19 protein-coding genes and 1 pseudogene are annotated in these 22,360 nt (G+C 71.6%); 15 read left to right on the plus strand and 5 right to left on the minus strand.

The annotated features are described in order from the left end of the window. The first annotated feature begins 48 nt into the window (after positions 1-48). A complete protein-coding gene (gene purF, locus ACI791_RS17105) occupies positions 49-1,587 on the plus strand; it encodes an amidophosphoribosyltransferase (protein WP_456587136.1) in 1,539 nt (512 codons plus the stop codon). Continuing rightward, positions 1,584-2,663: a phosphoribosylformylglycinamidine cyclo-ligase gene (purM, locus tag ACI791_RS17110; protein WP_456587137.1), complete on the plus strand. Its 1,080-nt coding sequence runs from the start codon at positions 1,584-1,586 to the stop codon at positions 2,661-2,663. The genes purF and purM overlap by 4 nt, the downstream gene beginning before the upstream one ends. Positions 2,664-2,704: 41 nt before the next feature. Here the strand turns inward: purM and ACI791_RS17115 are convergent, their stop codons facing one another. Next, a complete protein-coding gene (locus ACI791_RS17115) occupies positions 2,705-6,193 on the minus strand; it encodes an indolepyruvate ferredoxin oxidoreductase family protein (protein WP_456587138.1) in 3,489 nt (1,162 codons plus the stop codon). A gap of 155 nt (positions 6,194-6,348) precedes the next feature. Here ACI791_RS17115 and ACI791_RS17120 point away from each other — a divergent pair, with 155 nt between their 5' ends. Then, positions 6,349-7,497 carry a PucR family transcriptional regulator gene (locus tag ACI791_RS17120; RefSeq protein ID WP_456587139.1) on the plus strand — a complete coding sequence of 383 codons (1,149 nt, stop codon included), beginning with the start codon at positions 6,349-6,351 and terminating at the stop codon, positions 7,495-7,497. On the opposite strand, the gene ACI791_RS17125 is transcribed toward ACI791_RS17120, so the two are convergent. Continuing rightward, complete coding sequence (locus tag ACI791_RS17125) at positions 7,478-8,140, minus strand: GntR family transcriptional regulator (RefSeq protein ID WP_456587140.1); 663 nt, start codon at positions 8,138-8,140, stop codon at positions 7,478-7,480. The two genes, ACI791_RS17120 and ACI791_RS17125, sit on opposite strands and share 20 nt — an antisense overlap. 202 nt (positions 8,141-8,342) lie before the next feature. On the opposite strand from ACI791_RS17125, the gene ACI791_RS17130 reads away from it, so the two are divergent. The 8 genes and pseudogenes from ACI791_RS17130 (at position 8,343) to ACI791_RS17165 (ending at position 15,443) form a co-directional block, all read left to right on the plus strand. After that, complete coding sequence (locus ACI791_RS17130) at positions 8,343-9,515, plus strand: ABC transporter substrate-binding protein (protein WP_456587141.1); 1,173 nt, start codon at positions 8,343-8,345, stop codon at positions 9,513-9,515. Positions 9,516-9,634: 119 nt separating this feature from the next. Then, positions 9,635-10,534, plus strand: coding sequence for a branched-chain amino acid ABC transporter permease (locus ACI791_RS17135; RefSeq protein ID WP_456587142.1), 900 nt, complete (start codon positions 9,635-9,637; stop codon positions 10,532-10,534). Further along, positions 10,527-11,423, plus strand: a complete 897-nt coding sequence (locus ACI791_RS17140; RefSeq protein ID WP_456587143.1) for a branched-chain amino acid ABC transporter permease — start codon at positions 10,527-10,529, stop codon at positions 11,421-11,423. Before ACI791_RS17135 ends, ACI791_RS17140 begins: the two co-directional genes overlap by 8 nt. A 46-nt stretch (positions 11,424-11,469) precedes the next feature. Further along, positions 11,470-12,198, plus strand: a pseudogene (locus ACI791_RS17145) (ABC transporter ATP-binding protein); the annotation flags it as partial. After that, positions 12,195-12,956 (plus strand): ABC transporter ATP-binding protein, encoded by a 762-nt coding sequence (locus tag ACI791_RS17150; protein WP_456587144.1) that lies wholly within the window; start codon positions 12,195-12,197, stop codon positions 12,954-12,956. The pseudogene ACI791_RS17145 and the gene ACI791_RS17150, both read left to right, overlap by 4 nt. After that, entirely contained in the window at positions 12,956-13,696 is a 741-nt protein-coding gene (locus ACI791_RS17155) for an aspartate/glutamate racemase family protein (protein WP_456587145.1), read from the plus strand. Before ACI791_RS17150 ends, ACI791_RS17155 begins: the two co-directional genes overlap by 1 nt. A 74-nt stretch (positions 13,697-13,770) precedes the next feature. Next, the gene (locus ACI791_RS17160) at positions 13,771-14,157 is read left to right on the plus strand and encodes a RidA family protein (protein ID WP_456587146.1); all 387 of its coding nucleotides are present in this window, start codon (positions 13,771-13,773) and stop codon (positions 14,155-14,157) included. A 23-nt stretch (positions 14,158-14,180) separates the two neighbouring features. Continuing rightward, complete coding sequence (locus tag ACI791_RS17165; protein WP_456587147.1) at positions 14,181-15,443, plus strand: D-amino acid dehydrogenase; 1,263 nt, start codon at positions 14,181-14,183, stop codon at positions 15,441-15,443. A gap of 174 nt (positions 15,444-15,617) precedes the next feature. Here the strand turns inward: ACI791_RS17165 and ACI791_RS17170 are convergent, their stop codons facing one another. Beyond that, positions 15,618-15,839, minus strand: a complete 222-nt coding sequence (locus ACI791_RS17170) for a DUF3073 domain-containing protein (protein ID WP_456587148.1) — start codon at positions 15,837-15,839, stop codon at positions 15,618-15,620. Positions 15,840-16,034: 195 nt separating this feature from the next. Then, the gene (locus ACI791_RS17175; RefSeq protein WP_456587149.1) at positions 16,035-17,099 is read right to left on the minus strand and encodes a Glu/Leu/Phe/Val family dehydrogenase; all 1,065 of its coding nucleotides are present in this window, start codon (positions 17,097-17,099) and stop codon (positions 16,035-16,037) included. Positions 17,100-17,253: 154 nt separating this feature from the next. On the opposite strand from ACI791_RS17175, the gene ACI791_RS17180 reads away from it, so the two are divergent. The 4 genes from ACI791_RS17180 to ACI791_RS17195 all read left to right on the plus strand — a co-directional run bounded on the left by ACI791_RS17180 (position 17,254) and on the right by ACI791_RS17195 (position 21,695). Then, the gene (locus ACI791_RS17180; protein WP_456587150.1) at positions 17,254-18,237 is read left to right on the plus strand and encodes a sugar ABC transporter substrate-binding protein; all 984 of its coding nucleotides are present in this window, start codon (positions 17,254-17,256) and stop codon (positions 18,235-18,237) included. 104 nt (positions 18,238-18,341) lie between these two features. After that, the gene (locus ACI791_RS17185; protein WP_347058216.1) at positions 18,342-19,292 is read left to right on the plus strand and encodes an ABC transporter permease; all 951 of its coding nucleotides are present in this window, start codon (positions 18,342-18,344) and stop codon (positions 19,290-19,292) included. After that, entirely contained in the window at positions 19,289-20,089 is an 801-nt protein-coding gene (locus ACI791_RS17190) for an ATP-binding cassette domain-containing protein (RefSeq protein ID WP_456587151.1), read from the plus strand. Before ACI791_RS17185 ends, ACI791_RS17190 begins: the two co-directional genes overlap by 4 nt. Before the next feature lie 178 nt (positions 20,090-20,267). Further along, on the plus strand, positions 20,268-21,695 hold the full coding sequence (locus tag ACI791_RS17195) for a M23 family metallopeptidase (RefSeq protein WP_456587152.1): 1,428 nt from the start codon (positions 20,268-20,270) through the stop codon (positions 21,693-21,695). A 124-nt stretch (positions 21,696-21,819) separates the two neighbouring features. Here the strand turns inward: ACI791_RS17195 and ACI791_RS17200 are convergent, their stop codons facing one another. Further along, on the minus strand, positions 21,820-22,344 hold the full coding sequence (locus tag ACI791_RS17200) for a hypothetical protein (protein ID WP_456587153.1): 525 nt from the start codon (positions 22,342-22,344) through the stop codon (positions 21,820-21,822). Positions 22,345-22,360: the final 16 nt, after the last annotated feature.

Raw genomic sequence — 22,360 nt, forward strand, 5'->3', positions numbered from 1 at the left:
CCACCTGCGCCCGGGGGCTGAGCGGCCGGCGCCGGTACGCTCGACCCCGTGCCTCGCGGTGATGGACGGCTGACGCACGACCTCGACCCCCAGTCCCCCGGACCTCAGGACGCCTGCGGCGTCTTCGGTGTCTGGGCGCCGGGGGAGGAGGTCGCGAAGCTGACCTATTTCGGTCTGTACGCCCTCCAGCACCGCGGTCAGGAGGCGGCGGGCATCGCGGTGTCCGACGGCGCCTCGGTCGTCGTCTACAAGGATCTGGGGCTGGTCAGCCAGGTCTTCGACGAACCGACCCTCGGCAGCCTGCGCGGCCACCTCGCCGTCGGCCACACCCGGTACTCGACCACCGGGGCCTCCACGTGGGAGAACGCGCAGCCGACGTTCCGCACCACCGAGGCCGGCACCGGCCTGGCGCTCTGCCACAACGGGAACCTCGTCAACACCGCCGAGCTGGCGAGCAAGGCCGCCGACGCCGGTGTGCCGGGCGCGTTCGTGGCGACGAACGACTCCGACCTGGTCACCGCGCTGATCGCCTCCTACCAGGACATCTCGGTCGAGGCCGCGGCGATGGAGGTCCTGCCGCAGCTGCGGGGCGCCTTCTCCGTCACGTTCATGGACGAGGACACGCTCTACGCCGCCCGCGACCCGCAGGGCGTCCGCCCGCTCGTGCTCGGCCGGCTCGAGCGCGGCTGGGTGGTGGCCAGCGAGACCGCCGCCCTCGACATCGTCGGCGCCTCCGTGGTGCGCGAGGTCGAGCCCGGCGAGCTGATCGCCATCGACGAGAACGGTCTGCGCAGCCAGCACTTTGCCCCGGCGGAGCCCAAGGGGTGCGTCTTCGAGTACGTCTACCTCGCCCGCCCGGACACCACGATCTCCGGGCGAAGCGTGCACGCGGCGCGCGTGGAGATCGGCCGCCGGCTGGCCAGGGAGCACCCCGCCGACGCCGACCTGGTCATCCCGGTTCCCGAGTCCGGCACTCCGGCGGCCGTCGGCTACGCCGAGGCGTCGGGCATCCCCTACGGGCTGGGCCTGGTCAAGAACTCCTACGTGGGGCGCACCTTCATCCAGCCCAGCCAGACCATCCGGCAGCTGGGCATCCGGCTCAAGCTGAACCCGCTGCGCGACGTCATCCGCGGCAAGCGGCTCGTGGTCGTCGACGACTCGATCGTGCGCGGCAACACGCAGCGGGCGCTGGTCCGGATGCTGCGCGAGGCCGGAGCGGTCGAGGTGCACGTCCGCATCGCGTCGCCGCCGGTCAAGTGGCCGTGCTTCTACGGCATCGACTTCGCCAGCCGGGCGGAGCTCATCGCCAACGGCCTGGACATCGACGGGGTGCGGGCGTCGGTCAACGCCGACTCGCTGGGCTACGTCTCCGAGCAGGGGCTCATCGCCGCGACGGAGCAGCCGGTGAACCGGCTCTGCACCGCCTGCTTCACCGGCGAGTACCCGATCCCGCTGGGTGCGCCGGAGGTGCTGGGCAAGCACGTCCTCGAGGGCATCGGCCAGCGCGCGGTGAGCGGCTGGACCGGTCAGCAGGCCGGCAGCGCCGCGGTGCCCGGCGGCGCCGAGGATGCGCTGAGGCGGCCGTGAGCTCCGAGCGGGACACCCACCCGGAGCTGACCTACGCCGCCTCCGGCGTCGACATCGACGCCGGGGAGCGCGCGGTCACGCTGATGCGCTCCGCGGTGGAGCGCACCAGCCGGCCCGAGGTGGTGGGTGGGCTCGGCGGTTTCGCCGGCCTGTTCGCCCTCGACACGCAGAAGTACCGCCGTCCCTTGCTGGCCTCCTCCACCGACGGCGTCGGCACGAAGATCGCCCTGGCCCGCCGGCTGGACCGGCACGACACCGTGGGCATCGACCTGGTCGCGATGGTCGTCGACGACCTGGTGGCCTGCGGCGCCGAGCCCCTGTTCCTGCAGGACTACGTCGCCTGCGGCACGGTCGTCCCCGAGCGGATCGCCGCGATCGTCAGCGGGATCGCCGCCGGCTGCACGCAGGCCGGTGCCGCGCTGGTCGGCGGGGAGACCGCCGAGCACGGTGACCTCATGGACGCCGACGAGTACGACCTCGCGGCCACCGCGGTGGGGGTCGTGGAGGCCGATGCCGTCCTCGGCCCGGAGCGGGTGCGCAGCGGGGATGCCGTCGTCGCGATGGCCTCGTCCGGCTTCCACTCCAACGGCTACTCGCTGGTGCGGCGCGTCGTCGCCGCCACGGGGCTGGATCTCACCGCCACGCCGACGGGGCTGGACCGGCCGCTGGGCGAGGAACTTCTCGAGCCCACCCGCATCTACGCCCTGGACTGCCTGGCGTTGGTCGAGGAGTTCGGTGTGGAGACGGTGCACGCCTACGCGCACATCACCGGCGGCGGGCTGGCCGGCAACACCGCGCGCGTGGTGCCCGGGGGGCTGCAGGCGGTGCTCGACCGCGGCACCTGGGCGTTGCCCGCCGCGGTCCGGCTGATGGAGGAGCACGGCGTGCCGCGGACGGAGTCCGAGCGGGCCTTCAACTGCGGCGTCGGCATGGTCGCCGCCGTCGCCCCCGAGCACGCCGACGCCGCCGTCGCGCTGCTCGCGGCCCGCGGGGTGCCCGCGTGGATCGCCGGCACCGTGCGGGACTGCGACGACGGCGCAACACCGGCCGCCGAGCTCACCGGCTCGTACCGCTGAGCGGAGCTCGGTGCCCCGCAGGGCACCGAGCTCCGCTCAGCTCAGCGGCCCAGCGCGGAGCGGAGCTCGGTGAGGCGCTCGCGGTACCGCGCCACGTTCGCCATCTTCAGGTGCTCGTACCCGCGCACGATGTCGGGCAGACCGGCCAGCTCGGCCACCGTCGCCGCGGTGTCCGGGCCGAGCACCGTCAGCGCGTCGTCGACGGCGGTGACGTACTCGTCGATCAGCGCGCGTTCGGTGGCGCGCACCTCGCCGCGGCCGAAGGGGTCCAGCCGGGTACCGCGCAACCCGCGCATCGCGTAGAGGGTGCGGAAGCCGGGCCGGAACCAACTGCCGAGGCTGATCTTGCGGTCCATGCCCGCAGCGCGGAGCACCGGCGGGTGCAGCCGGTATGAGTAGGTGGCGTCCGCCCCGAACTGCTCCTTCACCCGGCGCTGGAGCTCCGGGTCCAGGGACAGGCGGGCGACCTCGTACTCGTCCTTGTACGCCATGAGCTTGTAGAGGTTGGCGGCCACGGCCGCGGTGACCGGTCCACCGGTGCCCGTGGCAGCACGTTCCCGCGCTTGCACCCGCTCGAGCACCGCGACGTACCGCTGTGCGTACTGCCGGTTCTGGTAGGCCACCAACTCGTCGATCCGGCGTAGCACGAGCGCGGCGAGGGTCTCGTCGGTGAGGTCGAGCCCGGCCGCCAGTTCCCGGGCGGTGTCCGTCGGGGCGTCGCGCCGGGTGACGTCCGCGGGCAGGACGGCATGCAGGGCGTCGGGGTCGGCGACCAGTTGACGCCCGCGGCGGAATGCCTGCAGGTTGCGCTCGACGGCCACGCCGTTGAGCTCGATGGCCCGCTCCAGGACGTCGGCGTCCACCGGCAGCGCGCCGGCCTGGACGGCCATCCCGACCTGGAAGATGTTGGCGTACTGGTCGTCGCCGAACAGCCCGTCCACCAGGCGTCGGACATCGCCGAGGGCGCTGTCACCGGCCCGTGTGCTCTCCAGGATGCGGCCGCTGGTTTCCTCCACGCCGGGAAAACTCGCGGTCGGGTCCGTCACCATCGCACCGGTGGGCACCGCCGAGGTCGACACCACGGCGATGGTCCGCTCAGGCGAGGTCACCTGGAGGTTGGTGGCGTTGGCGGCAACGATGAGGTCGCAGCCCAGGTACAGATCGCATTCGCCCGGAGCGACCTTGTTGGTTCCCGAGATCGGGGACGTCGAGAGCTTGATGTCGGAGACCACGGCGCCGCCCTTCTGCGCCATGCCCATCTGGTCCAGGCTGCGGACGTACATCCCGGCCATGACCGCGGCCGTCGAGATGATCTGCGCCGTGGTGACGACGCCGGTCCCGCCGATGCCGGTGATCCGCAGGTTGTAGTCCGCGGGGTCCACCTTCAGCGTCGGGCGGGGGAGGTCCGCGGCCTCGAGTGTTCCGCGGTCCTCGCGCTTGACCACCGACCCGGGGACGACGCTGAGGAACGAGGGGCAGTCGCCGTCCAGGCAGGAGAAGTCCTTGTTGCACGACGCCTGGTGGATCTGGGTCTTGCGCCCGAACTCGGTGTCGACCGGCTGGACGGAGAGGCAGTTGGACGTGGTGCCGCAGTCGCCGCAGCCCTCGCACACCCGTTCGTTGATGAACACCCGCTCGACGGGCTCGGCGACCTTGCGGCGCTTGCGCTTGCGGCGCAGCTCGGTGGCGCACTCCTGGTCGTGGATGAGGACGGTGACGCCCTCAACCCCGGCCAGCTCCTCCTGCGTCTCGATGAGCCGGTCCCGGTGCCGGACCTCGACTCCCTTGGGCAGCCGCACGCCCTTGTAGCGGTCGAGGTCCTCGGTGGTGACGACGACACGCGACACGCCCTCGGCGAGCAACTCGGCGACGATCTCGGGCACCGCCATCTTGCCGACCGCCTGCTGCCCTCCGGTCATCGCGACCGCGCCGTTGTGCAGCAGCTTGTAGGTGATGTTCGAGCCCGCCGCCACCGAGGCACGGATCGCGAGGCTGCCGGAGTGGTGGTAGGTGCCGTCGCCGAGGTTCTGCAGGAGGTGGCGGTGCTCGACGAAAGGCGCCATGCCGATCCAGGCCACCCCCTCGCCGCCCATCTGGGCCAGCCCGGTGATCGTGCCGACCCGATCCTCCGGCATGAACGAGGCCAGCGCCGAGCAGCCGATGCCGGCGCCGACCAGGGACCCCTCGGGCACCGCAGTGGAGCGGTTGTGGGGGCATCCGCTGCAGAAGAACGGCGTGCGATTGACCATCGGCAGCAGCGTGCGGACCGGCCGGGCCGGCGCCGAGGACCGCTCGAGCCAGGCCGCGACCGGAGCCGATCCGGTCCGCGCCACCAGTCGCGGCGCCAGTGCCTTGGCGATGACCTCCGGCGGCAGGTCGGCGTCGGCGCGCAGCAGTTGGGCGCCGTCCGGGCCGCGCTTGCCGTACACGGCAGGGGCGCCCGCGACGCCGTAGAGCAGGTCCTTGACCGCCAGCTCGACGAAGGGTCGCTTCTCCTCGACGACGACGATCTCCTCGAGCCCGTCGGCGAACTCGGCGAGGATGCGCGGCTCCACCGGGGAAACCATGCCGAGCTTGAGGATCCGGATCCCGGAGCTGGGGAGGTCCTCGGCGGGGATGCCCGTCATCGCGAGGGCCTGGAGGACGTCGAGGTAGCCGGCGCCAGCGGTGACGATACCGATCCGGGCGGTGGGATCGCCCTCGATCCGGTTGAGGCCGTTGGCGTAGGCGTAGCGGAGCGCGAGTTCCGGGCGAGTCGTGGTGAGGGTCTTCTCGAGCTCGGCCAACGTCGGCTGCAGGAATCTCGCGGTGACCTGGTGCCGGTACTCCGCCCCGTCGACGGTGCGGTCGGGGAACACCGGTTCGACCTGGTCGGTCTGCACCACCGCGGTGCCGGCCCCGTCGACGACGTTGGTCGCCAGCTTCAGCCCCGTCCACAGGCCGCTGAACCGGGAGAGGGCGATCCCGTGCAGACCCAGGTCCAGGACGTCCTGGGGGTCGCTCGGGGAAAGCACCGGCATGCCGATCTCGGCCATGGCGGTCTCGGAGCTGCTGGGCACCGTCGAGGACTTGGCGATCGAGTCGTCACCGACGAGTACGAGCACGCCCCCGGTGGGGGCCGCCCCGCCCAGATTGGCGTGCCGGAGGGCGTCCGTGGCCCGGTCCAGGCCTGGCGCCTTGCCGTACCAGATCCCGACGACACCATCACAGGTCATGCCGCCGACGGAGGAAGCCAGCTGGGACCCCTGCACCGCGTTGGCGCCGAGCTCCTCGTTCACGCTCGGCTTGAACACCACTCGGTGCTGTCCGAGCAGCGTCGCCTGCCGGGAGAGCTCCAGGTCGAAGCCCGCCAGGGGCGAGCCCTCGTAGCCGGAGATGAAGGTGGCGGTGTCAAGACCGTTGCGCCGGTCGAGCCGGTTCTGGTCGAGGATTATCCGGACGAGTGCCTGCAGACCCGAGAGGTAGATCTCTCCATCGCGCAGCTCGTATCGGTCCTCGAGGCGCACGGGCCGGCCGGCGGTGACGGTCATGAAAGCTCCCAAAAATGGTTCCCGCGCTGCGCTGACCGGCACCGCGTTCGGTAGGTTCACCAATATGCATGTCTGGGAGGACCGATGTCTGTGGTCCATCCGCCAAAATCGCTCCAGTGATCCGCTGTCCCCCTCGTGAATTCCACGACCAGCTCATGACCGGGCCGTCGTGGGCGCCGGTGGCCGACCTGTGCGCCCGGGTGCGAGAGGACCTGGACGGTCTGGCGCGCGACTCCGTGACCACCATCCGTCGCGACCTGCCCGCGTACGCCGTGGTGCCGTTCGAGGAGCACCTCGTGGCGGTGACCGAGCAGCAGCGGCGTCGCCTGGATGCGCTGGCCGGGCGGCGTCTGCTGGCCGACGACGATCTGCAGCGAGCCGCCGCCCTCGCTCGTCGGCGAGCGCGCCAGGGCATTCCGGTGGACGTCCTCATCGGCGCCTACCACCTGGGCGACCAGCGACTGTGGCGCGCGCTCTGCCGGGAGCCGCGGTCGGCGGCGCCCCTGCTGCCCGAGGTGGCCGGCCTCATGCTCAGGCTGCTGCACGCCATCTCCACGGTCCTCGCCTCCGCGCACGGAGACGTCAGCCGCGAGCTGCAGACCCATCGGGTGACGCTCTCGCATCGCCTGGTGGAGCTGCTCCTCGCCGGCCGGCACGATGCCGAGGCGTCTCGCACGGCTGATGCCTTGGGAATGGATCCGCACGGCACCTACGTCGCCGGCCTGTGGCGGCGGTCCACCAGCGAGGTGGTGCTCCCGCCGGAGCTCCGCCGGGAGCTGGACCGGGTGGCGGTGCCGCTGGTGCACTCCTACCAGGACGGCGCGCTCGTGATCGTCGTGGAGGGCGTCGGGCAGGAGTGGCTCGACCAGCTCGCCATTCGCCTGCCGCTGGGCGGGCACGTCGGAATCGGTCTGCCTCGCAGTGGCCTGCCGGGCGCGGCGCTCAGCCTGGGCGACGCCCGCTTGGCCCTGTCGGCCACCTCGGACGGACGTCCGGTCGCCCGGTTCGCCGACGTGTGGGCCGAGGCGTGCCTGCTGTCGGAGGCGGACCGGCTGGAGCCGCTGATGACCGGGGGGCTGGAGACCGCGGCGGCGCACACGCACCTGGCGGCGACCGTTCTCGCCTTCGCCGAGGCGGACATGTCGGTCGCCCGTACCGCGCAGGAGTTGCACCTCCACGCGAACTCGGTGACCTATCGGCTCCAGCGCTGGGCGCGGCTGACCGGATGGGACCCGCGGACGTTCGGCGGCCTGGTGAAGTCGGAGGCCATCTGCCGGCTCGCGCTCAGAGGAAGCTCTCGATGACCGCCAGCCCGGCCATGACGTGGCCGCGCACGATGGTTTCCGCCCGATCGCCGTCCCGGTCCCGGATGGCGTCGTAGATCAGCTGGTGCTCGTCCAGTGCTACGGCGAGAGTTTCGTCCGAGGTCACGGCGGCGGCCTCGATGTTGAAGAAGTACGACAGATTGCTGGTCGCCAACGACTGCATTCGGCGGTTACCTGCGGCCGCCAGGACGGCGTTGTGGAAGTCGGCGTTGGTCTCGACGACCCTCGCCCGATCGACGTCGTGGTCCCGCGACGTCCGTGCGTGGTGGTTCAAGGTCTCGCCCAGCTCTGCCAGCGCCTCGCGGCTGCACCGTTCGGCGGCGAGGCGGGCGGCGTAGCCCTCGAGGGCTGCTCGGACCTCGTAGATCTCGCGGACCTCGGGGAGCGTGAACTCGCGGACCATCAGGCCGTGCCGGGAACGGACCGCGAGACCGTCCTTGATGAGTCGGACCAGCGCCTCGCGCACAGGCGTGCGGCTGGCGCCGAGTTCGGCGGCGATCTCGGTCTCGACGAGCCGTTGGTTGGGCCGGTAGGCGCCGGTCACGATGCGGTGGTGGACGGCGGCGTAGACCGCCTCTGAGAGCGACCCGTGGGTGGGCTCGCCGATGTTCGTGACGGTCACGTGCGCTCACTCCGGGGACTGTTGTGTGACGGCGGCGTTGCAGGGGCGGCACCGGCCTGTGACGCCAACCAGGTGTTGTGAGGATTCCATTTCCCCGGCACCAGGACCGTTGACAGTCACGCGGCGAGCTTCACATACTCCTACGGCATACGAGACTGCATGCAGAGCCGTATGCAGATGCCCTCAGACCTCAAGGACTGCCGTGCAGAATCCACGCAGACTCATCAAGCCCGTTGCCGTACTCGGACTCGCGGCCGTCCTGGCCGGATGCGGGGGAACCGCGGCCACCACCGGAGGAGGGGGCGGCGAGCCCGGCTCCGGCGGTGGCGATGCGGTCGAGGGCGCCGTCAACATCGGCGCGGTGCTGCCGCTGACCGGCAGCAGCGCCTCGATCGGCGAGGACCAGCGCCGGGGGATCGAACTCGCCGTCGCGCAGATCAACGAGGACGGCGGCGTCCTGGGCGAGGACCTCAACGTGATCATCGAGGATTCCGCCGGGACGGCCAACGCGGCCATCGACGCGGCCACGAAGCTGGTGACCGTCGATGACGTCGTGGCGGTGATGGGGGAGTACTCCTCGGGTGTCACGGTTCCGCTGGGTCAGTACCTCCAGCAGGAGGGCGTCATCCACCTCAACGTCGGCTCGTCGTCGCCCGAGATCGCCGGAATCGGCGACAAGTCCTTCTCCGTCATCGGCCTGGACACCATCGCCAGCGAGTTCGGCGCCGACGAACTCGCCGAGCGCGGGCTCATGTCGGCCGCGATCCTGGTGCCCAACAACTCCTACGGCGAGGGCATCGTCCAGCCGTTCACGGACGCCTACGCGGCGGTCGGGGGAACGGTGACCGAGACCGTGCTCTACACGGAGGGGCAGACCAGCTACCGGGCCGAGCTGGAGCGGCTCGTCGCCTCCTCGCCCGACGTCATCCTGTACAGCGCCTACGGGCAGGACGCGGTGGTCATCAACCAGCAGGCGTTCGAGGGCGGCATGCAGAGCACCCCGTGGTTCTGCATCTACCTGACCATGTGTACCTCGGACTCCGCTCCGGAGACGGTCGAGAACCAGATCGGCATGGACGTCAACTACGTCGGCCCGTCGGGGCAGGACTACCAGGAGGCCTACGAGGCCGAGTACGGCGAGGGCTTCGCGTCGACGTTCAGCGGCTACACCTACGACGCCACGATGATGCTGGCCGAGGCGATCGAAGCGGCCGGCTCCACCGATACCGATGCCATCGCCGAGGCGCTGAGGACGATCGGTTCCGGCTACGCCGGCGTCACCGGCGACATCACCTTCGACGGCGACAACCAGCGCTCCGAGCAGCCGTACCTCGTCCTGAGGTACACCGGCGGCGAGGTCGTCGAAGAGAGCTGAGGATCCGCTCGGGCCTGCGCACGCGGGCCGAGCACCGCCCCGTCCCGGGGGACCGCCATCGGCGGGCCCCCGGGAACGGGGGACCTGTTCCCGGACCACTCCGCACGGAGGGTGAACGCGTGCTAGTCCCCATCCTCGTCGACACGCTCGTGCGCACGTCGCAGCTGAGCCTCGTCGCCGTCGGCCTCTCCATGACGTGGGGCATCGTGCGCTTCGCGAACGTGGCGCACGTCCAGTACGCCCCCGTCGGCGCCTACCTGGCCCTCGTCGCCGCCTCGGGCCTCGGCCTCGGAGTGGTGGCCGGGTCGCTGATCGGCATCCTTGCGGCGGGCGTGTTCGGGGTCCTGCTCCATCTCTTCTTCTTCCGTCGGCTGGCGTCCTTCAGCAGTGCCACCGCGCTGATCGGGTCGCTGGCCATGTCGATCGTCATCACGGCGACGATCCAGGCGATCGCCGGGCCTCGCCCGGAGCGGCTACCGCTCCCACCGGCGCCCGGTATCCCGATCGGGGATGCCTTCGTCACCCGGCCGCAGCTCTACATCGTCGTCCTTGCCGCGCTGATCTTCGTGGCGCTCTTCCTCGTCCTCGCCTTCACCAGCCTGGGCCGCGCCATCCGCTGCGTGGCGGCCAACCCGGACCTTGCGTCGTCGAGCGGGATCGACGTCAAGCGGATCTCCACCACGGTGGTCTTCGCCGCTGCTGCCCTGGCCGCCACGGGCGGGGTCTTCATCGCCCTCGACACCTCCATCTCGCTCGAGATGGGGAGCGCCCTCCTGCTCGCCGTGTTCGCCGCGGTGATCATGGGCGGCATCGGGAGCGTCGGTGGTGCGCTGCTCGCCGCGGCGGTCCTGGCCTTCGTCGAGAGCACGATCCTCCGCATCGACTTCGGTGCCCTCCTGGGCGGCGACTCGCTGCTGGTGCCGGTGAGCTACCGGCCGGCGGTCGGCTTCGTCGCCGTCATCCTCGTCATGCTCTTCCGTCCGCAGGGACTGTTCGGGCTGGGAGGCCGTCGTGCTTGATTTCCTGCTGTACGTCGCGACCGTCGCCGCGATATACGCGCTCTTCGCCCTCAGCCTGAACCTCCAGGCCGGTGTCACCGGCCTGCTGAATTTCGGTCATGTCGCCTTCTTCGGCGTCGGTGCCTATGCATCCGGCATCGTGGCGCTGAACGGTGGGAACTGGCTGCTGGGCATCGTCGCGGGTGTGGTGGTCGCAAGCGTGCTGGGCGCGGCGATCGGCCGGCTCGGCCGCACGTTGGCGGCCGACTACTGGGCCATCGTGACGTTGGCCATCGCCGAGTGCTTCCGGTTGATCGTGATGAATCAGAGCGATGTCACCGGGGGGCCGCAGGGCATCAGCGGCATCGCGGGGCCCCTCTCGGGCCTCACCGGTCTGACGTCCGCGCTGGCCTGGCTCGCCCTGTGCACCGTGCTGGCGGTGGCCGCGTACCTGATCGCGGAGACCCTGACCCGCATGCAGTTCGGCCGGGTGCTGCGGCTCATCCGGGAGGAGCCCGTCCTCGCGGCGTCCCTCGGGCACAACATCACCGCCGAGAAGATGCGGGTGCTGGCCGTGGCGGGCCCGATCGCCGCCGTCGGCGGCTCGGTCTACACCCTCTACATCTCCTACATCGGCCCCAACCAGTTGTTGCCGCTGGAGACGTTCCTGGTCTTCACGATGCTGATCATCGGCGGGATCGGCAACAACCGCGGCGCGGTGTTCGGAGCCCTGCTCATCCAGCTGATCTACGCGGGCAGCCGCTTCCTCAAGGACATCTTCCCCATCCCCGACCAGAGCGCCAGCAGCATCCGGCTGCTGATCGTGGGACTCGTCCTCACGGCATTCCTCATGACGCGCCCCGACGGACTGTTCGCCGAGAAGCTACGGAGGATCGATGTTCAGCACTAAGGGCGTGTGCAAGTCGTTCGGGGCGGTGCAGGTCCTGCACGACGTCGAGCTCGGCATCGAGCCCGGCGAGATCGTCGGCCTGGTGGGCCCCAACGGCTCCGGGAAGACGACGCTCCTCAACTGCCTGTCGGGCTACCTCAACCCGGACGAGGGCACGATCGAGTACGACGGGACCCGGCTGGACCGGCTGGCGGACTGGCAGGTCAGCCGCCTGGGGATCCGTCGGACGTTTCAGACGGCGTCGCAGCCGATGAAGATGTCCGTCCTCGAAGCCATGCTGTGCGGCGCGTCGCTACCCATCGGCAGCGCCCCCGTCCGGGGGCTGCTCCGGCGCAGGGCGCGGGCAGTGGAGCAGGCCGTCGCGGTGCGCAAAGCGCTGGAACTCCTGGACTTCCTGAGTCTCGGCCACATGGTGCAGGAGCCGGCGGGCCGGCTCTCGGGTGGGCAGAAGAAGCTGCTCAGTCTGGGCGTGGCCCTGATGACCGACCCGGAGGTCCTCCTCCTGGACGAGCCGACCGCGGGCGTCAACCCCACGCTGCGGCTGACGATCGCCGACCGACTGAAGGACATCAACGCCGGTGGGACCACCCTCCTCGTGATCGAGCACGACATGGGCTTCATCGCCCGCATGTGCGGCCGCGTCCACGTGCTCGACAAGGGCAGCGTCATCGCCTCCTGCCGTCCCGACGAGCTGAAGGACAACCCTCGCGTGGTGGAGGCCTACCTCGGTGCCCCGCGTACCGCCCACCTGACCACGGGAGTGAGCAGTTCGTGAAGCTTCAGGCGAAGGACCTCACCGCGGGCTACGTCCCCGGCGTGAACATCCTCAACGGGATCACGTTCGAGCTCGCCGACCAGGAGATCATGACCGTGATCGGTCCCAACGGGTCCGGCAAATCCACCTTCCTCAAGTGCCTGATGGGATTCGTCCCCGCCCGGACCGGCTCGGTCTCGGTGGCGGGCACCGACTGCACCCGGGTGGCCGCGCACCGCCGCGTGCGTCGCCACCGGATGGCGTTCGTTCCGCAGCTCGACAACGTCTTCGGGCCGATGAGCATCCGCGACAACGTGCGGGCCGGCGGCCAGTACCTGCCGCGTCGGGACCGGGAGCGGCGGGCCGACGAGCTGCTGGGGCGCTATCCGGCGCTCGGTGACCGGCCGGGTGCGCGGGCCGACTCGCTCTCCGGAGGGGAGCGCCAACTGCTCGCGGTCTGCCGGGCGCTCATGCCGCGGCCGGACGTGCTCCTGCTGGATGAGCCATCGGCCGGTCTATCGCCGGCGAAGGTGACGGAATTGTTCGACACCATCGTGGACATCCGGGCGCGGGAGAGAGTGACCGTGCTGTGCGTGGAGCAGAACGCCGTGCAGTCCCTCGCCGTCAGCGACCGTGGGCTGGTTCTCGTGCAAGGGCAGGTCGCCCTCCAGGGGACTGCCGCGGACCTCCTGCAGGACCCGCAGGTGAGCGAGCTCTACCTCGGCGGGTTGCCCGCCGCAACGTCCGACGCCCAGTCCATGGTCGAGGGAGCACTCTGATGGCCGTCTACCGCACCACACCCGCACGACCGGTCGCCTACGGCTACACCGTCGGCATGCTCTGCGCCGAGTGGAATGTCCCATTCGTCCCCGGCGACCTCAACAACGCCAGCACGTTCGACTTCCCGGTGCGTTACCTCGTGGTGGACGGGGCGGCGGGATCGGACGTGCTGACCGGCGACGCAGGCGCGTACAGCGAGCTGTTCGTCGCGGCCGCCAAGCAACTGGAGGCTGAGGGCGTCCACGCGATCACCGGCAACTGCGGCTACATGGCGGCCTACCAGGACGTGGTGGCCGCGGCCGTCGACGTGCCGGTGTTCATGTCCAGCCTCGTCCAGGCCCCCATGCTCCTGCGCATGCTCGGCGGGCACCGCCGCCTGGCCGTCCTGGTCGCCAACGGTGGCGGCATCTCCGACACCGTCCTGCGCGGGGCCGGCATCACCGACCCCGCCCGGCTGCACATCCAGGGCCTGGACCACAAGCCGCACTTCAACGAGGTGATCATCCAGGAGCTGGGCACCCTGGATGAGGAAGTTCTCCGCCGCGAGGTGGTCGAGGCCGCCTGCGAGGCGATCGAGGGGAACCCCGACGTCGGTGCCGTCCTCCTCGAGTGCAGCGACCTGCCGCCCTACGCACGCAGCGTCTCGGAGGCCACCGGGCTGCCGGTCTTCGACTGGGCCGGCTTCATCCGCTACGTGCACGACGCCGTGACGCCGCGGAGCTACCGCGGCACCTACTGATCCCGCGGGCTGCTTCCTTTCCGACCGCACCCGCGCGCAACCCCCGCACACCGACTTCGACTGGAGACCGCACCATGAGCGCAGACCTCAGCATCTACAACCCGAGCAGCCTCGGCCCGGCCATCGCCCCCTACTCGCAGGCCGTGGTCGCCAACGGGTTCGCCTACCTGGCCGGTCAGGTCGGACTGGACAAGGACAACAACGTCGTGGCGCCCGGAGACATCCGGGAGCAGACCCGGGTCACCATCGACCGGATCAAGACGATCCTCGCCGAGTTCGACGCCGAGCTGACCGACATCGTCTCGGCCACCGTCTTCATCACCGACCTCGACGTCTTCGCCGGCTTCAACGAGGCATGGGGCGAGGCCTTCGGTGACCACCGGCCCGCCCGCGCGACCGTCGTCGCCGGGTTGCTGATGCCCGGCCTGGTCGTCGAGATCCAGGCCGTCGCCGCCCTCTGATCAGCCACCCCCAGGGAGAACCCATGAAGACCATCGTCCTCGGGGGCGGCGTCATCGGCGTCACCACCGCCTACTACCTGGCCCAGGAAGGGCACGACGTCGTGGTCGTCGAGGCCCGGGAGAGCCTCGGCACCGACGCCACCGGCGGCAACGCCGGGCTGATCGCGCCCGGCCACTCCTTCGCCTGGGCGTCGCCGGCGGCACCCAAGATGCTGCTGGCTTCCCTCCGCGGCGAGGCGACCGCGATCCGGGTGAAGCCGCGCCTGGACCCGAAGCTGGTCTCCTGGGGGGTGCAGTTCCTCCGCGAGTGCACCCCGGCCCGTGCGCAGGCCAACACGCTGGTCAAGCTCGAGCTCTGCCTGTACAGCCAGCGGCTGCTCGACGAGCTTGCGGCGGCGGAGGCCATCGACTACCACCACGTGCAGAAGGGGCTGGCTTACCTCTACCGGAGCCAGGAGGCCCTCGACGCCGGTGTGAAGAAGATGGATCTGCTCCGCACCAACGGCGTCCCGATGGACGTGCTGGATGCCGAGCAGGTGGCCAAGCTCGACCCGGCCTTCGCCGCGGCGGGCGAGACCTTCGCCGGCGCCATCCACGTCACCTCCGACGCCAGTGGCAACTCAGAGCTGTTCACCAACGAGCTGGCACAGCGCTGCGGCGGCCTGGGCGTGGAATTCCGGCTCGGCGTGACCGCCCAGGGCTTCGTGACCGATGGCGACCGGGTCACCGGCGTGCGGACCGACGCGGGGCTCCTCACGGCGGACAACTACGTGCTCGCGCTCGGCATCCAGAGCCCGTTCCTGGCGAGGACGGCGGGGCAGCGGCTGCCGATGTACCCGGCGAAGGGCTACTCGCTGACCGCCGACGTCGTGGATGCCGACGCGACCCCCACCGTCGGCGGCGTGGACGAGGCGACGCTCGTCGCCTGGTCGCGCTTCGGTGATCAGCTGCGGATCTCCTCGACGGCCGAGTTCGCCGGATTCGACCGGGACTGGAAGTACTCGGACTTCTCCAACATCCTGAAGACCGGGCGCGAGTTGTTCCCGACCGCCGTGGACTGGGAGCGGGCCCGGATGCGCTCGTGCATGCGGCCGATGACCCCGGATGGCCCGCCGATCGTGGGTCGGGGCAAGCAGCGCAACCTCTATTACAACACCGGCCACGGGCACATGGGCTGGACGATGGCGTGCGGCTCAAGCCGGATACTGGCCGACGTGGTGGCCGGCCGGCCTCCCGCGCTGGACACGACGCCCTTCCAGGTGCGCTCGCACCGGGTCGCCGCCTGACCGACCGCCCGGCCGCCGGACGACGGTGCCCCGCACACCCGCGGTGTGCGGGGCACCGTCGTGTCACGAGAGGCACGCGTCCACGCTCGGCAACGGCGCGGGCCGGGCGGAACACCACGACACCGCTGCCCCAGAGGGCCGCGGTGTCGTGGTGTCAGACTGAGGAGCCGCAGGTCAGCGGCTGGCCGGCCAGTCGTCGTCGTCGGACTCGTCGTCCGCCCAACGATCGGCGTACGTGTCGTCCTCGTCGTCGTCATCAGCCGCGCTGGGCGCGGTGTAGGTCGACGACGAACCGGCCAGCTCGCGCTGAAGCGCGGTGAGGTCGGTGTTCGGTGAGCTGTACTTGAGCTCACGGGCCACGCGTGTCTGCTTGGCCTTCGCTCGGCCGCGCCCCATCGGCTCGACCCCCTCGTTACGGAGTGCGGTGGACCAGCCAAGCGGCTGATGCGGCCCGCGTGGCGACCCCGACTGAGTGACAATGTCTCGGACAACATTACGACACGGATCGGCGGCGGGCACACGCCCCTCCCGCGGGCCCGTCCAGGGCGCCGCCCCGAGCTCGCGAGGGGTGGGGAGGACGGGGTCTTTTTTTCAGCCTGGGAGCCGGATCGTGGCGAGCCGGCCGACCGTGCGCATCCGCTCCTCGGCCAGCCGATCGGCGGCCACGGAGGGGGAGACGCCCTCGGCGTCGGCGAGGGCGAACACCCGCAGCGCCACGTCGAAGATGCCCGAGGCCTTGGCCTGCGCGCGGTCGAAGGAGAAGCCGTGCCGCTCGTCCTCCACCTGGATGACCCCGCCGGCGTTCACGAGGAAGTCCGGTGCGTAGAGGACGCCGCGCTCGCTCAGCCGGTCGGCCATCGTGGGAGTGGCCAGCTGGTTGTTGGCCCCGCCGCAGACGATCCGGCCCGGCAGCACCGCGACGGTCTCCTCGTCCAGCGCCCCGCCCAGCGCGCACGGCGCGTACACGTCGTGCGGGGTTCGCACCAGGGTCGCGGTGTCGGCGACCGCGCCGATCTCCGGGTGCCGCCTCTGCAGCCGCTCGACGGCGGCCGGGTCGACGTCGGTGACGACCACGTCGGCGCCGTCGTCGACGAGGTGGTCGACCAGCCACGAGCCCACCTTGCCCACGCCCGCTACGGCGACGGTGCGCCCGGCGAGCGACGGGGAGCCCCAGCAGTGCTGCGCGGCCGCACGCATCCCCTGGAACACGCCGTAGGCGGTGAGCACCGAGGAGTCGCCGCAGCCGCCGTAGGTCTCCGACCGGCCGTGGGCGAACCGCGTCTCCCGGGCCACGACGTCGAGGTCGGCGTTGTAGGTGCCGACGTCGCAGGCGGTCAGGTAGCGGCCGCCCAGCGACTCCACGAACCGGCCGTAGGCGCGCAGCAGGGCCTCGGTCTTGTCGGTGCGCGGGTCGCCGATGATCACGGCCTTGCCGCCACCGAGGTCGAGGCCGGCCAGGCTGTTCTTGTACGACATGGCCGCCGACAGCCGCAGCGCGTCGGCCAGGGCGGCGTCCTCGCTCGCGTAGGGGTGGAAGCGCGTGCCCCCCAGGGCCGGCCCGAGGGCCGTGGAGTGGATCGCGATGATCGCCCGCAACCCCGACTCGGGGTCGCTGCAGAACACGACCTGCTCATGACCGGATGCCAGGACGTCCACGCCTGGAGCCTAGAACGCCGTGCGGCGGTCGCCCGGCCGGTGGACTCCGGCGACGTCGTCACCCTCGGGGGCGCCGACCGCCGGTGGGAGGGGCATGATCCTGAGCGGACCGGACGCGCGGGCTCCAGCCCCCGCGAGCACAGGAGGACTCTCGATGGCCGCACCCAAGCGACTGCTGGCGCTCGCCCTGGCGGCGCCCCTGCTTCTCTCCGCCTGCACCACGGACAGCGCGGGCGACGGTGGCGACGGCGGCTCCGGCGGTGGAGCCGGCGCCGAGGGCGACCTGGTCTTCTCGGTGGTCACCCACGGCTCGGCCGGGGACGCGTTCTGGGACGTCGTCCAGAACGGCGCCGAGGCCGCTGGGGAGGACCTGGGCATCGACGTCGACTACCAGAGCGACGGCGACCCGCAGCGGCAGGCGCAGCTGATCGACGCCGCGGTGAACCAGGGCGTGGACGGCATCGTCGTCTCGATGGCGAACCCCGACGCCCTGCAGGGCTCGATCGAGGACGCGGTCGAGGCCGGCATCCCGGTGGTCACCATCAACTCCGGCGGTGGCCGTTCCACCGAGTTCGGCGCCATCGGCCACGTCGGCCAGGACGAGGCGATCGCCGGGCAGGGCGCCGGCCGGCGGCTGGCCGAGGACGGCGCCCAGAACGTCCTCTGCGTCATCCACGAGGCCGGCAACATCGGCCTGGAGCAGCGCTGCGCCGGCGCGGCCGAGGCGCTGGGCGGCGGGATCAGCACCGTGCAGGTCGACATCAACGACCTGCCGGGCGCGCAGTCGACGATCGCCTCGCAGCTGCAGACCGACCCGTCGATCGACGCCGTCCTGGCGCTGAACTCGGCCGTGGCGGCCGTCGCGGTGGACGCGGCCCAGGACGCCGGCTCGGACGCCCAGGTGGCCACGTTCGACCTCAACGCGGACGTGATCAGCGGAATCCAGGCCGGCGACATCGCCTTCGCCGTCGACCAGCAGCAGTTCGAGCAGGGCTACCTGCCGGTCGTGATGCTGAAGCTGTACGTCGAGAATCTGAACACGGTCGGTGGCGGCCAGCCCGTGCTCACCGGACCGGCCATCGTCGACGCCGAGAACGTCGACGAGATCGCCGACCTCGCCACGGCCGGCACGCGCTGAGCACCCGGGAGGCTGCGGCCCCGGCGGACCAGCGGGCCGACGAGCGGCTGGGCGCCGCCGGTCCGCTGCGCCGCCTGCTGGTCAAGCCGGAGCTGGGCGCGCTGGTGGGCGCGATCGCGGTGTTCTCGTTCTTCGCGGTCCAGTCCGAGGTGTTCCGGTCACCGCGCGGCATCGCCAACTGGCTCGACCCCGCCTCGACGCTGGGGATCATGGCGGTCGGGGTCGCGCTGCTCATGATCGGCGGGCACTTCGACCTGTCCGCCGGGGTGATGACCGGCACCACCGCGCTGACCGTCGGCATCGTCGCGGTCGAGTTCCGGCAGAACCTGTGGGTGGCCATCGGCGTCGCGCTGGTCGTCGCCCTGGCGATCGGCTTCTTCAACGGCTGGCTGGTCACCCGCACGAAGCTGCCGAGCTTCATCATCACGCTCGGCACCTTCCTGATGCTCCAGGGGCTCAACCTGGGCCTCACCAAGCTGTTCACCGACACGGTCACCGTCGGCGGCATCGACGACGTACCCGGCTACACGGCGGCGGAGTGGGTGTTCGCCTCGCGCCTGGAGATCCTGGGCGCGCCGATCCGGGTGGCGGTGCTGTGGTGGCTGCTGTTCACCGCGCTGGCCACCTGGGTCCTGCTGCGCACCCGCTTCGGCAACTGGATCTTCGCCACCGGGGGTGACGAGGTGGCCGCCCGCAACGTCGGCGTGCCGGCCCGCCGCACCACGATCGCGCTGTTCATGACGACGGCGGCCGCGGCGTGGTTCGTCGGCACCACGCTCGCCGTCCGGCTGACGTCGGTCCAGGCCAACACCGGCATCGGCCAGGAGCTCATCTACATCGTCGCCGCAGTCATCGGCGGCTGCCTGCTCACCGGCGGATTCGGATCGGCCGTCGGCGCCGCACTCGGGGCGCTGATCTTCGGTATGACGCAGCTGGGCATTCCGTACCTGCGCTGGGACGCCGACTGGTTCTACTTCTTCCTCGGCGCCATGCTGCTGCTCGCGGTCCTGGCCAACCGGCTGGTCCGCCGCTCGGCCGAGGCGGCCCCGCGGTGACCGCCCACCGGGACGGAGGCCCGCCGCTGCTGGAGCTGGCCGACGTCGGCAAGGACTACGGGTCGGTCATCGCCCTCGACGGCGTGAGCAGCACCGTGCGCGCCGGCGAGGTCACCTGCGTCCTGGGCGACAACGGCGCGGGCAAGTCGACGCTGATCAAAATCCTCTCGGGCGTGCACCGGGCGGACCGCGGCAGGGTGCTCCTGGACGGGCGGCCGGCCGACTTCGGCTCGCCGCGCGAGGCGCTCGACGCCGGGATCGCCACCGTCTACCAGGACCTCGCGATGATCCCGCTGATGGCGATCTGGCGGAACTTCTTCCTGGGCGCCGAGCCCACCCGCGGCCGGGGACCCTTCCGCCGGTTCGACGTCGCCCGCGCCAAGGAGACCACCCGCCGCGAGTTGGCCGCGATGGGCATCGACATCCGCGACCCCGACCAGCCGGTCGGCACGCTCTCCGGTGGGGAGCGCCAATCGGTGGCGATCGCCCGCGCGGTGCACTTCGGGGCCCGGGTGCTGATCCTGGACGAGCCCACCTCGGCGCTCGGCGTCAAGCAGGCGGGCGTGGTCCTGCGCTACGTGGCGCAGGCCCGGGACCGGGGGGTGGGGGTCGTGCTGATCACCCACAACCCGCACCACGCCCACCCCGTCGGCGACCGCTTCCTCGTGCTCAACCGGGGGCGCAGCCTCGGGGAGTTCGCCAAGGCCGACATCAGCCGCGAGGAACTGACCCGCCTCATGGCCGGCGGCGCCGAGCTGGACGCCCTCAGCCACGAGCTGGAGCGCCCGGGGAGCTGAGCCTCGCGCGAGCCGAGTCCGTCGCATCAGCCAGTCGACATACCGACTGTGACGAGACGGCCGCCCACCGTTCTTCAGCGGCGCGTCCCAATTGCCGCGTGTTGCCTTTGTGACTCCAGGTGACAGTGGGACTGTTCGCGGGCCACACCGCCCACCCTCTTCCCCAGGGAGCGAGCACATGTTCCAGCGCCGCCCGTCCGGACCGGCGACTTCGCGGACCGGCAGCCGCCGGTTCGTCGCGGGCCGCTCCCCTCGCCCGTTCCGCACCGCCCTGGTGGGCGTCGTGGCCGGCGCGGCGCTGATGGTCACGGCCGTCCCCGCCGTCGCGGTCCCGGCTCCGCCCCCCAACCCCAGCGACGGCCAGCTCAGCGCGGCGCAGAGCCAGCAGGCCGCCGCGGCCGCCGAAGTGGGCCGCATCGCCGGCCTGGTCGCCACCGCCGAGTCCGAGCTCGAGCGGGTGGGTGTGCAGGCGGAGGCCGCAGGGACCGCCTATCTGATCGCCGAGGAGGAGCTGGCCCTCGCCCAGGAGGCCGCCGACCGGGCCGCCGCCGAGCTCCGCGCCGCCGGCGAGGCGGTCACCGCGGCCGAGACGCGGATCGCAGCGTTCTCCCGCGACAGCTACATGAACGGTGCCTCGCTGACCAGCTCGGCGGCGCTGCTGGACTCCGAGGGCCCCGGCGAGTTGCTCCAGCGGGCCGCGATGCTCGACTACGTGGCCGCCAACCAGCTCGACGTCCTCGGTGTGCTCGAGGTGGCCCGGGTCCGGCAGGCCAACGCCGACTCCAGGGCCCGCGCCACCCGGGACGAGCGGGCCGCGGCGGAGGACGCCGCCCAGGCCGCCAAGGAGGCCGCCGACGCGCAGCTCGCCTCCCACCAGGCCGCCTACGCGGAGATCGAGGCGCAGAAGGCGCAGTACGAGCAGCAGCTGCAGGCCGCCCAGATCCAGCTGCTGGAGCTCCAGGGGGCGCGGAACGCCTACCAGCAGTGGGTCGCCCAGAAGGAAGCCGAGGAGGCCGCCGCCCGGGCCGCCGCCGAGCGCGCCGCGCGCGAGGCCGAGGCGGCCGCTCAGGCCGCCCGGGACGCCGCCGCCCGGAACGCCGCGGCCGGGGGCGGCGGGAGCGGGAGCAGCGGGAGCGGGAGCAGCGGGAGCGGGAGCAGCGGCGACAGCGCCGGCGGCGGCGGGGGAGTGAGCGGCGTCGGGTACGTCAAGCCGACGTCGGGCCGGGTGTCCAGCTGCTACGGCTGGCGCTGGGGTGCGCTGCACGCGGGCGTGGACATCGCCGCCCCCACCGGAACCCCGGTCTACGCGGCCACGAGCGGCGTGGTCCGCCGCGCCGGGACGGCCACCGGATTCGGCTACGCCGTCTACATCGAGGGCGACGACGGCGCCGTGACCGTCTACGGCCACGTCCACCGCTACTTCGTCTCCGTCGGGGAGCGGGTGGTGGCCGGTGAGCGGATCGCGGAGGTCGGCAACCGCGGGCAGTCGACCGGCCCCCACCTGCACTTCGAAGTCCACCCGAGCGGCCAGATGTACGGCGGTCAGGTCGACCCCGTGCCCTGGCTGAACGCCCGCGGCGTCCACGTCGGGGGCTGCGGCGGCTGAGGAAGGACCCCGAGCCCCCGCCACTCGCGAGGTCGTGGCTGGCCCTGCGCGGGGCCTCGCACGGCGCTGCGGCCCGCCACCCCGGGGAAGGGTGGCGGGCCGCAGTCGTCCCAGGGGAGGCCGATCAGCTGGTCGGCGCGGACTCCTCGGTGGACACGTCCATGCCGCACTCGTCGCCGAGGTAGTTCTGCACGTTCATCGATGCCTCGTTGAGTTGCTGCTCCAGCGGGGCGAGCTGCTGCTGCAGGGTGGTCATCGCGTTGGGGTCGGTCAGGTCGACGTTCTCCAGCGTCGAGGCGAACTGCTCCGCGCCGTCGGCGAGCGCATTCCAGTCCGAGGCCAGCTCGTCGGGCGCCTCGATGCCCCTGATCTCCTCGGCGGCCCCGCGGAAGATCTGCGGCAGCTCGCTCGGGTCCCCGGCCGAGGAGGCGCTGCCGGTCAGCCGCTCCAAGCTGCTGGTCGCCTCCGTGCAGAACTCGGAGTCGGCGGCGGAGGTCTCCGCAGCGGAGGTCTCCGCAGCGGACGACTCCGCGGCCGAGGTCTCCTGCGAGGCGGTGGCGTCCTCGTCGTCGGAGCCGCTGCAGCCGGTCAGCAGCACCAGAGCGGCGGTGGCAGGCAGGACCGCGGATCGGAGCAGGGATCGGCGCATGCCGCGAGGATAGTCG

The sequence above is a fragment of the Blastococcus sp. SYSU DS0973 genome (assembly GCF_054051055.1).